The 13,448-nt window shown below is 73.7% G+C and carries 8 protein-coding genes; 4 read left to right on the top strand and 4 right to left on the bottom strand.

All coding sequences use genetic code 11. The annotated features are described in order from the left end of the window. Positions 1-17: 17 nt before the first annotated feature. A complete protein-coding gene (locus HUT12_RS22135; protein WP_176094584.1) occupies positions 18-1,805 on the top strand; it encodes a PucR family transcriptional regulator in 1,788 nt (595 codons plus the stop codon). Positions 1,806-2,053: 248 nt separating this feature from the next. On the opposite strand, the gene HUT12_RS22130 is transcribed toward HUT12_RS22135, so the two are convergent. Continuing rightward, positions 2,054-3,409: a hypothetical protein gene (locus tag HUT12_RS22130; protein WP_176094583.1), complete on the bottom strand. Its 1,356-nt coding sequence runs from the start codon at positions 3,407-3,409 to the stop codon at positions 2,054-2,056. An 89-nt stretch (positions 3,410-3,498) separates the two neighbouring features. Between HUT12_RS22130 and murD the strand changes: the two genes are divergently transcribed. After that, positions 3,499-4,848: a UDP-N-acetylmuramoyl-L-alanine--D-glutamate ligase gene (murD, locus tag HUT12_RS22125; RefSeq protein ID WP_176094582.1), complete on the top strand. Its 1,350-nt coding sequence runs from the start codon at positions 3,499-3,501 to the stop codon at positions 4,846-4,848. Between the two features lie 5 nt (positions 4,849-4,853). On the opposite strand, the gene HUT12_RS22120 is transcribed toward murD, so the two are convergent. Both HUT12_RS22120 and HUT12_RS22115 read right to left on the bottom strand, forming a co-directional pair. Beyond that, a complete protein-coding gene (locus HUT12_RS22120; protein WP_217706036.1) occupies positions 4,854-7,457 on the bottom strand; it encodes an MXAN_6230/SCO0854 family RING domain-containing protein in 2,604 nt (867 codons plus the stop codon). A 172-nt stretch (positions 7,458-7,629) separates the two neighbouring features. Then, positions 7,630-8,691, bottom strand: coding sequence for a hypothetical protein (locus HUT12_RS22115; RefSeq protein WP_254876927.1), 1,062 nt, complete (start codon positions 8,689-8,691; stop codon positions 7,630-7,632). Positions 8,692-9,054: 363 nt separating this feature from the next. Here HUT12_RS22115 and HUT12_RS22110 point away from each other — a divergent pair, with 363 nt between their 5' ends. Both HUT12_RS22110 and HUT12_RS22105 read left to right on the top strand, forming a co-directional pair. Further along, entirely contained in the window at positions 9,055-10,359 is a 1,305-nt protein-coding gene (locus HUT12_RS22110; RefSeq protein WP_176094581.1) for an aspartate aminotransferase family protein, read from the top strand. Positions 10,360-10,481: 122 nt separating this feature from the next. Continuing rightward, on the top strand, positions 10,482-11,972 hold the full coding sequence (locus tag HUT12_RS22105; protein ID WP_176095917.1) for a CoA-acylating methylmalonate-semialdehyde dehydrogenase: 1,491 nt from the start codon (positions 10,482-10,484) through the stop codon (positions 11,970-11,972). On the opposite strand, the gene HUT12_RS22100 is transcribed toward HUT12_RS22105, so the two are convergent. Beyond that, complete coding sequence (locus HUT12_RS22100; RefSeq protein ID WP_176094580.1) at positions 11,944-13,395, bottom strand: acyltransferase; 1,452 nt, start codon at positions 13,393-13,395, stop codon at positions 11,944-11,946. The genes HUT12_RS22105 and HUT12_RS22100 overlap by 29 nt on opposite strands. Positions 13,396-13,448: the final 53 nt, after the last annotated feature.

The raw sequence follows: 13,448 nt of genomic DNA, 5'->3' as shown, positions 1-13,448 counted from the left end.
CGGGTACCGTTTCGCCCGTGTTCCCTACCGTCCGTGAGGTCCTCGCGCTGGACCCGGTTCGCCACGGTGCGCCGCGCCTGGTCGCCGGGGAGGCGGGGCTGGACCGGCCGGTGCGGTGGGTGCACGTCGCCGAGGTGCCGGACATCGCCACCCTGCTGCGGGGTGGCGAACTGGTGCTGACCACCGGCATCGGACTGCCCGGCGAGGACGCCGGGCTGCGCGCCTTCATCGGGGATCTCGCCGGGGTCGGCGTCTCCGGGCTGGTGGTGGAGCTGGGGCGCCGGTACCACACCGGGGTGCCCCGGGTGATGGCCGCCGCCGCCGAACGGGCCGGAATGCCGTTGGTGGAGCTGCGCCGGGCCACCCCGTTCGTCCGGGTCACCGAGGCGGTGCACGCACTGATCGTGGACGCGCAGCTCACCGAGTTGCGGGCGGCGGAGGAGATCCACCAGCGGTTCACCGAGCTGTCGGTGGAGGGCGCCGACCCGGGCGAGGTGGTCCGGCAGGCCGCTGAGCTGTCCGGCTGCCCGGTGGTGTTGGAGAACCTCTCCCGGCAGGTGCTCGCGTACGACCCGGCGCGGGAGAACGCCGAACTGCTGCTCGACCGGTGGGAGCAGCACTCGCGGCGGATCCGGCCGGCCGGGCGTACGGTCTACGACCCGGACAGCGGCTGGCTGGTGACCATGGTCGGCGCCCGGGGCGAGGACTGGGGTCGGCTGCTGCTGCGCTGGCCGGGCGGCGGCGAGTGGAACTCGGCGCGGGACGCGGTGACCGGCGCGATCTCGCCGCCCACCCGGCTGACCATCCTGGTCGAGCGGGCCGCGTCGACGCTGGCGCTGGGCCGGCTGATCCGGCGGGACGCCGAGGGACTGGAACGGCAGATCCACCGCACCCTGCTCACCGCGTTGCTGGACCGCTCGCGGCCGGTGGACGAGGTGGCCCTGCGAGCTCGGGGCCTCGGGCTGGTCCTGGAACGCCGGCACCTGGTCGGGGTGGTGGTCCGGCATCGGGCCGACGAGCCGGACAGCGGCTCGACCGGGACCGGTGACGGCGACGAGCCCGGCCCGGCCCGGTTGCGGGACCTGGCCGAGGCGGTGGGCCAGGCGGTGCGGGAGGCGAACCTGACCGGCCTGACCAGTGCCGTGGACGACCAGGCGGTGGGGGCGCTGCTGGCCCTGCCGGACCCGGCGGCGGAAGAGCGGGCGCTTGCCTCCTTCGCCGCCGCGCTGCGCCGGACCCGCCCCGAGTCGAGACCGTCCGATCCGGCTGCCACCCGGGCTGTCGGGGGCGGGAAGGGAGCCGAACCCGGACGAGGTGCCGGTGGAGCCAAGAGCGCCGAGCCGGGCCGGGACGCCGGCGGGCTCATCATCGCGGCCGGCTCCGGGGTGAGCAGCCTGCGCGAGGCGGGCCGGTCGCTGATCGAGGCCCGGCAGGTCGCCGAGGCCGCCCGCAACGACCGCCGGGACCTACCGATCTTCCGGTTGCCGCATGTCGGGCTCGCCGGGCTGCTGCACCTGCTGCGCGACGAGCCGCGCCTGCAGACCTTCGTCGAACGCGAGCTCGGGGCACTGCTGGCGTACGACGCCCGGCACCCGCGTGAACACCTGCTCGGCACGCTGCGGGCGTACCTGGAGCAGGGCCGCAACAAGTCGGCGGCGGCTGCGGCGGCCCACCTGTCCCGGCCGGCGTTCTACGAGCGGCTGGCCCGCATCGGCCGCATCCTCGACGTCGACCTCGACTCCGTCGACGCCTGCCTCTCCCTGCACGTCGCCCTGCTGGCCCTGGACGCCATCCGCACCTCCTGACCCCCGCCGCCCCCCGCCTCACCGTGCTCCCCCCCCCGCTTCACCGTGCCCCGCCCGCCTCGCCGTGCCCCGCCCGTGCCCGCCGCGTCGATCATGGAGTCGTGGCGGGAACAAAAGGCGCGTTAGTGGCGATATCGACTACCACTAGTCCATGATCGCCGGGCACGGGCACGGGCACGGCATGGGGGTCGGGGTGGGGGTGGGGCGCTTGCGGTGGGGGTGTGCGGAACCGGCTCGCCTGACGGCCGTCACTCGCTCAGCGAGTGCAGGGCCTTGGTGTAGGCGGGCGGGACGTAGCTGGGGCCGCCGCCGGGGGTGAAGACGTCGGAGGTGGCGGCCGTGGCCCACGCGCTGTCCGGTACGGCGGCGACCAGCGTGCGGACGACCGGGGCGTCCCGCCAGTCCGGCTGCTGGGCGAGCAGGCTCAGTGCCACCACCGACTCCTCCACCTCGCCGACGCACTCGAACGGCTTGTGCCCGTCCACGCCGAGCAGTTCCCGGTAGCCGGGGATCTGCGACTCGTCAGCGAGCAGGTCACCGCCGAAGATGTGGGTGATCCGCTCCCGGGACATGAACGGTGCCAGGGCCAGGAAGACGAACCGGCACTTGGGGCAGTCGCGGCACCAGCGCTCGCTGGCGTCGCGCAGCTTGAACGCCGCGTTGCAGCTGGTCACCACGTCGTCGTACCGGTCGATGGTGGCGAACAGTCGGGCGATGTGCAGCTCCGACAGCGGGCGCAGCAGGGAGAAGTACGGTTCGGTGAGCCCGGCGTGCTCCGCCAGCGCCGCCCGGAGCAGCCCCTCGGCCTCGACGCCCTTGGACCACTGGTGGTTGACCTCGTGGCCGTTCCAGATGAGGTTCGGGTCGGAGGCGGAACGCTCGTTGGACATGACCACCGGTCCGAGCCCGTGCAGCATGGCGGTGGCGACCGCGATCAGCGAGTTGATCGCGGTGACCGGGATGTGCCCGTTGCGGGCGCCGGCGGCGTTCAGCTCGAACAGCACCGGGTCGAGGCGTCGCCGGGCGGCCAGCGGGGTGAGTCCGGAGGCCGCGTTCACCGCGTTGATCACGTGGTTCGGGTTGACCGAGAAGGGGACCGGGTCCAGGCCGGCGCGACGCATCGCCTCCAGGCTGACGATCGAGTCCTTGCCGCCGCCGACCGCGCTGAGCGGTCGACGGTCCGAGTTGTCGTACTCGGCGACGGCGGCGACCCGGCCCTCCGGGATCACCGGGGACAGGTCGAGCACGTACGGCAACTGGTTGCGGTAGGCGTACTCGGCCAGGCCCTTGGTGTAGACGGCGGTGACGAACCCGGCGGCGGCCGGGCCCAGCGGCGCCGGCAGCACCAGCTGCCCCGGCGCGGCGGCCTTGTAGTAGCTGACGCCGGCCACGACGTGCAGCAGCTCCAGCACCCGGCCGAGCGCCGCCACGGCGGCGTCCGACGGTGACTCCTCCGGCACCGGAAGCGTGATCACCTCGGTGAACCGTTGCTCGCCGTCGGGCCCGGTCAGGGCGTAGTCGAACAACGCCTCCCCGGTCGAGAGATCGATCGAGTAGGACGGGAAGGTGAACGCGTCCATCCGCGCCAGCTGCGTATTGGGCACACGCCATACTAGGCCCTGGTTCGTCCGGCCGTGCCCGGCTCCGCCGGACCCCGCACGTGCCCCGTTGCCGTCGCACCCGAGGAGAAGCTGTGCGCCTGTCTGACCTGCGCGGACGTACCGTCGCCGTCTGGGGGGCGGGTCGGGAGGGACGAGCCGCGGTGATCGCGATCGCCGCCCACGGCCCGGCCGACCTCGTCGCCGTCGACGACAGCGCCAACTTCCTCTCGCTGCCCTGGGAGGGGCCGCTGGCGGAGGCGGCCCCGCTGGTCACCGGCGAGGAGGGCCTCGCCCGGTTGGCCGCCGCCGACGTGGTGGTCCGGTCGCCGGGTGTGCCGCAGACCCACCCGTGGCTGGTGGAGCTGCGCCGCCAGGGTGCCACCGTCACCCAGGGCACCTCGCTCTGGATGGCCGACCACGGCCCGCGCACCGTCGGGGTGACCGGCAGCAAGGGCAAGAGCACCACGTCGAGCCTGATCCACCACCTGCTGACGGCGGTGGACCGGCCGAACGTCTTCGGCGGAAACATCGGCGTGCCGACGCTGGACCTGCCCGAGGCCGAGCTGTACGTGCTGGAACTCTCCAGCTACCAGTGCAGCGACCTGGCCGACTCGCCCCGGGTCGCGGTGGTCACCGCCCTTTTCCCGGAGCACCTCGACGCGCACGGCGGTGAGCGGGAGTACTACCGGGACAAGCTCAACCTGCTGGCGTACGGGCCGAACACCGTGGTCGTCAACGGTGGCGACCCCCGGTTGCTCGTCGAGCTGGGCGACCGCGCGGCGGTCCGCGCCGGCACCGCCGAGTCGGTGAACGTGGCCGCCGGCCCGGACGGTACGCCCTGGTTCCACCGGGTCGACCAGCCGCTTTTCCCCCGGGCGGTGCTGCCGCTGGTCGGCCGGCACAACGAGGGCAACCTCTGCGTGGCGCTGGCCGTGCTCGACGCCCTCGGCGTGGACCTGGTCGACCGCAAGGACACCCTGGCCGTGGCCGTCGCCGGCTTCCAGGGGCTGGCCCACCGGTTGACCGAGATCGTCGACCCGTCCGGCCTGACCTTCGTCGACGACACGCTGGCGACCAGCCCGTACGCGGCCATGCACGCCATCGACGCGTACGACGGGCGGCCGTTGACCGTGATCGTCGGTGGTGCCGACCGGGGCGTGGACTACACCCCGCTGCGCGAGCACCTGGCCGAGCGGGAGCTGACCGTGATCGGCATCCCGGACAGCGGAGCGCGCATCGTCGAGGCGTTGGACGGGCTGCCGAAGGTGCGCACCGAACTGGTCGAGGACCTGGCCGACGCGGTCCAGTTGGCCCGGCAGGTCACCCCGGCCGGTGGCGTGGTCCTGCTCTCCCCGGCCGCGCCCAGCTACGGCCGGTTCCGCAACTTCGAGCACCGCTCGGAGGTGTTCGCCGAGGCGATCCGCGCCACCGCCCCGGTCTGACCGCCCTACCGGGTCTGCCGCACAGGCGCGGGCTCCGGCGGAGGCGCGAGGTCGGCGACCAGGTCGGCGGCGTCGAGCAGACGGACCCGGTCGGCGTCGAGAGCGGCGGCGTGCAACGCGTACACCGGCGCGCCCTCGGCGACGGTCAGGTCACCTCTGAGCAGTGCGGCGAAGCCCGGTGCGGCGGTCGCGTCGTCCGGCACTCCGTCCCCGTCCGGCGGGCCGAGCGCGACCAGTCGTGCGGTGAACGCCTCGACGGACTCGTCAGGAGCCCGTCGGTAGGTCACCCTGGCGTCGCCGTCATAGCGGACCATCACCGTCCGGGCCCGGGCGGCGGCATGCCAGCAGGCGAGTTCCCAGAGACTGACCCGCTGTCCGGCGGCGAAGTGGTCGTCGGCCGCCACGCTGAGCCGGGCCAGCGTTCGGGAGTAGCGGGCCACCGAGTGCTGCTCGCCGCTACCGGTCATCGCGGCGTCGATCCAGCGCATCGTCCCCGTCTGCACGTCGATCACCAGCGGGGTGGACACCTTGACCTGGCCGGTGAGGTCGAAGCGCTGCTCGACGGCCTTCGGCTCGAACGGCGCACCCCGACCGGGGTCGGCCATGAACCCGGCGAAGGCGTCGGTCATCGCCTCGAAGGGCACGTCGTTGTAGCTCAACACCACCATCGTGGCGTACCGGACGCCGCGCTTGCGCAGCTCGGGCAGGTCGAGGTCGACGAACTCGCTGGCGCCCAGCGGTGCCGGCGCGGAGGTCAGATCGCCGGAGTGCACCGCAGCGCGGTCACCGAAGCGCAGCCGGGTGTAGTCGCACCATCCGACGAAACCGCCGTCCGGGGCGATCATCGCCACCGACAGGTCGAGGTCGACCCGGGTGCCGACCGGCTCGGTCCAGTGCAGGAACAGCCGAAGCCGGCGTCCGGTGGGCAGCGGCTGGCGGCTGCCCCGAGGTAGCCGGACCAGGGCCGCCGATGCGGTGCGTTCGGTGAACGGGGCCACGAGGTCGACCAGGCCGGCGTCGAGCACGGCCAGTTCCGTGCCCGGCAGCAGCGCGGCGCGTCGGCGCAACTCGCCGGTGATTACGGCCTCCACCTCGCCGCCGAGACCGGCCCGCAGGCGGTCGCGGCGGTCCGGCATGGCCCACAGGCGGGCCCGGCCGCCGCGTGGGAAGAACAGCCGGGTGCCGGCCGGCCAGGTCGCGCCACGGACCGCGCCGACGGCCGCGATCAGCACCCCCGGCGAGACGGTACGCACCGCGTCCGTCACCGCCGTCAGCAGCGGCTGCGGCTGCGCGGTCCGGGCCGCCAGCGCCACCGTCCGACGCAGCAACTCGCCCGGTCGACGGGCCAGCAGTGCCAGCGCGGCGGCCGTGTCGCCGGTGCCCAGCGCTGCCTCGACCCGGCCGGCCCACGTGGTGAATCGCAGCCGGTCGCTTTCGACGCGCAGCAGCGGCACGTCGGCGGCGGTGGTGAGCAGCAGACGGCCGAGCGGGGTACGCCCGTCGAGCCGGGTGCCGCGCAGCACGGCGAAGCCGACAGCCGTCCGGGGGTGCCGCTCGGCGTGTGCGAAGGGGTGCAGCGACTCAGCGGCCCGCAACCACCGGCGCCGGTGCCGTAGCAGGTCGTCGATGAGAGCCGTCGGGTCCAGCGCGTCCAGCCGGGCGAGCAGCGCCCGCCGCAGCGGCCGGGGCAGTGAGTGGTGTCGGGCGGGTGGCTCGACCAGGCCGGCGTCGCCGCCGTGCAGCACCCACAGCAGCCGCAGCGCGTCGGTGGCGGTGCCGACGTGGCGGTCGAGCAGTTCGGTGATCTGTTCGACCGGCTGCGGCTGGCCGAGGATCCGGCCGAGCACCAGGGCCCGGGTCTCGCGTACCGGGAGGTCGGCGGGGAGCCAGTCCAGCCGGGTGGTGCCGGCGTGGTCGATCAGGAAGGTCAGGTCCGTCCGGTCGACGTCGGACAGCGGCGTATGGCGGGCCAGCAGCGTCGCCAGGGCCTCGTGCACGGCCCGCCCGGCGTCCTCGGCGAGTTCGAGCACGGCGGCACGGCGCGGCATCGGCAGGGTCGGTCCCGCGCTCGGCGGTGCGGCGACGGTGAGGAACGGGCCGTCGCCGGTGATCCGGCGGTGGCACAGCGGACAGCCGGTGTAGCCGTGGTCCCAGCACGCGGTACAGACCAGGTGCGCGCAGGGAGAGACGGCCGCCACCGTGTCGAGCGTGCCGCAGAGCACACAGGGCTGTTCCGGTCCCTGCAACAGCAGCGTGAAGATCCGGCGTACGTAGAGCTGTTCGGTGTCGGCGGGCACCCGGCGGGGGAAGTCTCGGAACAACGGCACGTGCGGCGCGTCCGCCCCGACGACCCGCTCCAACACGGTGAGCAGCGCCAACCCGGTGGCGGCCAGCCGGTCAGCGGGCAGGCCGACGAGCCAGCCCCGCAGCCGTGGCCCGAGCAGCCAGCCGAGCCCGAGCACGTCGGCCTCCAGCGCGGCGAGCCCTTCGGAGACCGTGGCCGGTCGTCGGCCCGTCCGCTTGACCTTGCGCCCGGCGCCGGTGAGCAGACCGGGCGCGATCAGGTTCGCCCGGCGGACCAGGGTGACCGCCAGCGGGTCCACTGCCACGTTCGACGCCTGTGCCGCCACCGCCACCCCCCCGGTATCTGGACAGACAGCGAGGGCGGAGATCGGGCGCGCTAGTTCTTCAGAAAAGAGCCCAGAAGGAAGCACGCCCAGGAGCCGCCCTCGCCGCCGGAAGGCTACCGGGCGACGCTGCGGCGGCGCACTGCGGTATTCGTCAGGACCTCGTGGACGGTCGCTGGACCAGCGTGGTGTGCAGCGTACGCATGGAACGAATGGCCGAGCGGATCTCCTGGAGGTACCGGCCGGGGGTGAGGGTGGGCTCGGGCAGACCGGTCAGGTCGGGCCGGGCGGGGTCCACTCCGACGGTGTCGATCTCGCAGCCGTACGGCACGGCCAGGGTGCGCAGCGCGTCGCAGTGCTGGAACGGTACGTAGATCGGTGCGGTGACCAGCAGTACCGGCTCGCCGGGGGAGAGCCGGGCGTGTTCGGCCCAGAACCGCTGCGTGTCGGCGGTGTGGGCGCGTCGTCGTTGCGGCTCGCTCGACGGGGCGGCCAGCACCCGCACCGGCGGTAGCCCGGCCGGTCGGTAGGTCCGTGACGACCAGGAGTGGTGCGGATGTCCGGCGTCGACCCCGTCGGTGGCGTCCGGTCCACGCAGCCCGAAGGTGCGCCGGACCGCCGCGTCGAGCACGTCGACCTCGGTGTCTCCGCCGGCCACGTCGGCGTCGGCGAGTGTCCGGCGTTCCGTCTCGGACAGTGGCCGGAAGCTGCCCAGCACCGCCACCTCGCCGGTGACGTCGACCCGGTCCCGCAGCAGGTGGGCGGCGTAGGTCACCCGGCGCAGGCAGGCGTGGGCCAGGCCGCCCAACACCACCAGGTGCGCGTACCGGGTGCGGGCCGGTGGGCGGGGACGGACCAGACCGAGCGTGTCCGCGGCGGTCAGGATCCGGGCGCGGCGCTGCGCGTCGAGGTCGGGTTCGCGGGCCTCGGGCCGCTCCCGACCCGCGCGGAAGTCCCAGTGTGCGGCGGAGAACTCGTCGAGCGCGGCCAGCACGGCACCGAGGTCACCGGCGGGCCATCGGCCGTCGAAGTCGGCGACCAGTTCCCGCATCGGCGTGCTGTCGACCCAGCGGCTGATGCCGTCGGTGATCACGGCGACCGGGTCGGCGGGGTCGCTGCACGGCAGCGGGACGGGACCGCGTGTGCCGGTGGGTGGCGGCGGTCCGGCGGCGGGGGGTGACGCGGCCACGGGCGGTGGGACGGGACGCTCGGGCACGGATCGGATCGTACCGGCCGGCGGCCCGGCACGACGGTCGAGCGGCCCGCAGGGGCGGTGTGACGTGGGCCGGGTCGTTCACGGCGGTGGTCTGGACGGTCGCTCGCGGCGGCGGTACGGCCGTTTGCCCTGTCGTTCCTGCCCGCGGTGGCCCTGCACGTCCAGGCGTACCGGCGGAGTGCTGGCGGAAACGTGGGCCGGTGCCCGAGCCGGCGACCGGAAACGTGGTCGACACCGCCGTAGACGACGGAAAGCGTTGACGTTCTGTCAGCGGCTGCCGACCACCGGGCGACACGTTGGCTCTTGTCCGGGCAGCGACGGTGGTGACACCGTCGCGGTGACCGCGAACCGAAGGGTGCGACGATGACCGACGACCTGCTGGCCCGGCACCGGGCCGTGCTCCCGTCCTGGATGCCCCTCTACTACGCCGAGCCGATCGAAATCGTCTCCGGCGAGGGCCGCCGGGTCACCGACGCGCAGGGGCGCACCTACCTGGACTTCTTCGGCGGGGTGCTGACGAACATGATCGGCTACGACATCGCCGAGATCCGCGAGGCGGTGCAGCGGCAACTTTCCACCGGGATCGTGCACACCTCGACGCTCTATCTGATCCGACAGCAGGTCGAGTTGGCCGAGAAGATCGCCCGGCTCTCCGGGATACCGGACGCCCGGGTCTTCTTCACCAACTCCGGCAGCGAGGCCAACGAGGCCGCGCTGCTGATGGCCACCAACTACCGCCGCTCGCACCAGATCCTCGCGGTCCGCAACAGCTACCACGGCCGCACGTACGCGACGATGGGCGCCACCGGCAACCGGGGCTGGTCGGCCAGCGCGCTCAACCCGCTCCAGGTGGCCTGGCTGCACTCCGGTGAGCGGCTGCGTGGCCTGCTCGCCCGACTGCCCGAGGGCGACCGGGTCGACGCGGCGGTGGAGGACCTGCGCGAGGTGCTCGCCACCCAGACCTCCGGCGACGTGGCCTGCCTGATCGCCGAGCCGATCCAGGGCGTCGGCGGGTTCGTGCACGGGCCGGACGGCCTGTTCGCCGGATGGAAGAAGGTCCTCGACGAGCACGGCATCCTGCTGATCTCCGACGAGGTGCAGACCGGTTGGGGGCGCACCGGGGAGCACTTCTGGGGCTACCAGGCCCACGGTGTCACTCCCGACCTGCTCACCTTCGCCAAGGGCGTCGGCAACGGGTTCGCACTGGCCGGGGTGGTCGGCCGGGCGGAGGTGCTGGAGTCGGTGCCCGCGATCAGCTTCTCCACCTACGGCGGCAACCCGCTCAGCACCGCCGCCGGCAACGCCGTCCTGGACTACCTGCTCGACCACGACCTCCAGGCCAACGCCGCCCGGGTCGGCACGATCCTCGGCGACGGCCTGCGCGCCGCGGTGGCCGGTCTCGACCAGGTCGCCGAGGTACGCGGCAAGGGCCTGATGCTCGCCGTGGAGTTCGTCCGGCCGGGCACCGACGAGCCGGACCCGGCGCTGACCGGGCGGGTGTTCGAGGCGTGCCGGCAGGGTGGGCTGCTCGTCGGCAAGGGCGGGTTGTACGGCAACGTGCTGCGGATGGGGCCGCCGTTGACGCTCACCGAGGAGGAGGCCCGCGAGGGGCTGGCCGTCCTGGTCGAGGCGATCCGGTCCGCCAGCAGCGGGGAGGTTGACCAGTGAGCGCGAGCGCGAGGAGTGAGCCGGTTCTGCGAGCCCCGCAGTCGCGAACGGAGGGTGGTGCAGTGAGCGCGAGGAGTGAGCCGGTTCTGCGAGCCGCGCAGTCGCGAACGGAGGGCGGTGCCCTGAAGCTGATCGGGCACTTCGTGGACGGCAGGCGGGTCAGCGGCACCTCCACGCGGCGCGGGGACGTGTTCGACCCGGCCACCGGTCGGCGTACCGCAGAGGTGGAGCTGGCCTCCGCCGCGGACGTGGCGGTGGCCGTCGAGGCGGCCGCGCGCGCCGCGCGGACCTGGCGGGACGCGTCGCTGGCGAAGCGGACGGCGGTGCTGTTCGCCTTCCGGGAGCTGGTCAACGCCCGCCGGGGCCGGCTCGCCGAGGTGATCACCGCCGAGCACGGCAAGGTGCTCGCCGACGCCGCCGGGGAGGTGCAGCGCGGCCTGGAGGTCATCGAGTACGCGTGCGGCATCCCGTCGGCGCTGCGCGGCGGTTTCAGCGAGAACGTCTCCACCGAGGTCGACTCGTACAGCCTGCGGCAGCCGCTCGGGGTGGTCGCGGTGATCAGCCCGTTCAACTTCCCGGTGATGGTGCCGCTGTGGTTCGTGCCGGTGGCGGTCGCCGCCGGCAACGCGGTGGTGCTCAAGCCGAGCGAGAAGGACCCGAGCGCGGCGCTGCTGCTGGCGGAGTGGTTCGCCGAGGCGGGCCTGCCCGACGGGGTGCTGAACGTGGTCAACGGTGACGCCGAGGCCGTGGACGCGTTGCTGGACCACCCGACGGTCAAGGCGGTGTCCTTCGTCGGTTCCACGCCGGTGGCGCGGCACGTCTACCAGCGCGGCACCAGCGCCGGTAAGCGGGTGCAGGCGCTCGGCGGTGCGAAGAACCACATGGTGGTGCTGCCCGACGCGGATCTGGACCTGGCCGCCGACGCGGCGGTCAACGCCGGGTTCGGGTCGGCGGGGGAGCGGTGCATGGCGATCTCGGCGCTGGTCGCGGTGGAGCCGGTCGCCGACGACCTGGTGGCCCGGATCGCGCAGCGGATGGCCGGGTTGCGTACCGGTGACGGGCGGCGCGGGTGCGACATGGGTCCGTTGGTCACCGCCGCGCACGCGGACCGGGTCCGGTCCTACGTGGAGGCGGGCGTGGCGGCCGGTGCGGTGGCGGTGGTCGACGGCCGGGAGGTGACGCCCGACGGCGACCCGGACGGCTTCTGGCTGGGCCCGACGCTGTTCGACCGGGTCACCCCGGACATGTCGATCTACACCGACGAGATCTTCGGTCCGGTGCTCTCGGTGCTGCGGGTCGGCTCGTACGACGAGGCGGTCGAGCTGGTCAACGCCAGCCCGTACGGCAACGGCACGGCGATCTTCACCAACGACGGCGGTGCGGCCCGCCGCTACCAGCACGAGGTGGAGGCGGGCATGGTCGGTGTCAACGTGCCGATCCCGGTGCCGATGGCGTACTACTCCTTCGGCGGCTGGAAGGCGTCCCTCTTCGGTGACCTGCACGCGCACGGCGCCGACGGGGTGGCGTTCTTCACCCGGGGCAAGGTGGTCACCAGCAGGTGGTTGGACCCCCGCCACGGTGGGGTCAACCTCGGCTTCCCCACCCAGACCTGAGCAGGCGCAGGACGCCCGCCCCGGCCAGGTAGGCCACCAGGGCGGCGACCGGCAGGCCGAGCGGCTCGGGTGCGGTCTTGGCGGTGGCGCTGTTGGCCACCAGGGCGTACCCGACGGCGGCGAAACCGGCGACGGTCAGGACGCCCCGCACGGCGACCCGTCGTGGGTGCGGCCGTCCGTCTTCCGGCGGGCGGTCCGCATCGGCGTCGGGTCGGCCCGGTGCCGGGGTGGCGGACCCGTACCGGCGACTCGCGGTGGAGCGGCCGGTGCGGGCCTCGATCGGGCCGAAGACCGCGACCAGTGCGGCGAGGACCACGGTGAGCAGCAGTACCCAGGGCAGACGCCAGGCCAGCCAGGCGGCCGACCCGGCTGGTGGGGTGGGCAGGACACCGAGCCGGTCCAGCGCGCCGACCAGCAGGATCACCGCGCTCAGGTGCCACAGGAAGACGGTGAGTACGACCGAGTTGACGGCGATCACGGCCTGCCAGGGGCGGCTGCGGTGCAGCCAGCGCTCGGCCCGCTCGCGCAGCAGCAGGATCAGCCCGAGCTGGGCGGTGGCCACGGCCAGCAACGCGACGCTCGGCGGAGCCGCGTTGTCCAGTCGCTGTCCGGGCAGGTTGATCATGCTGACCGGGTACGGGCCCACGGCGGTGAGCAGCACCGCGACGCCGAGACCGGCGGCGGTCAGCACCACGGCGGCACGGCGGGACATCGGTAGGCAGCGCGTCCACCGGCTGCCCGCGCCGGACCCGGCCGGGTCGCAGTGCCCCCGGCGGGCGTCGTACCAGGCGAAACCGACCTGGTGTACGGCCAGCCAGCCGAGCAGGTAGTTGGGCAGGGCCGCCGTCTCGTACCCGATCGCCCGCCCGAGGTCTCCTCCGGCCACGAGCAGCGCCATCACGACCGGCACGGCCAGTCCGAAACGGCGGTGCAACGCGTACATGAGCGGGGTCAGCGGCACCACGACGAGATAGGCGGCGAGGAACCACAGCGGGATCGTGGCGAACCAGACGACGGTGCGGACCATGCTCGGCTCGACCCCGACCAGCCGGGCCACCACCGCGCTCCCGGCCAGCACCAGCACCAGCGCGCTGGTCGGACGCAGCAGCCGGGCGCTGCGCCCGAGCAGCCACCCACCGGCGTCTCCGCCACGATCCCGGTGCGCGGTCAGCGAGGCGGCGTTGGCGTAGCCGCCGACCAGGAAGAACACCGGCATCACCTGGACCGCCCAGGTCAGCGGGTAGGCCCACGGGATCGCGGGCAGGGCGGAGTGACCGTCGGGCTGCCCGTGCTCGTCGTAGCCGATCGTCGCGACCGCCCAGTGCCCGAGGACGACCATCATGATCGCCACGGCCCGCAGCAGATCGAGGTAGCGCTCGCGGTCGGCCGGCGTCCATGCGGCGAGTCGGGCCAGGCGGCGCATGGTCCGAGGGTATGCGCCCGTGAAGCGGAGCGGGCGGCCGATCGCCGTCGTGG

Origin of the sequence: Verrucosispora sp. NA02020 (genome assembly GCF_013364215.1) — a bacterium.
GTDB lineage: Bacteria > Actinomycetota > Actinomycetes > Mycobacteriales > Micromonosporaceae > Micromonospora.
The sequence above is the reverse complement of the archived record's forward strand: the minus strand, read 5'-3'. Positions and strand labels throughout refer to the sequence as shown.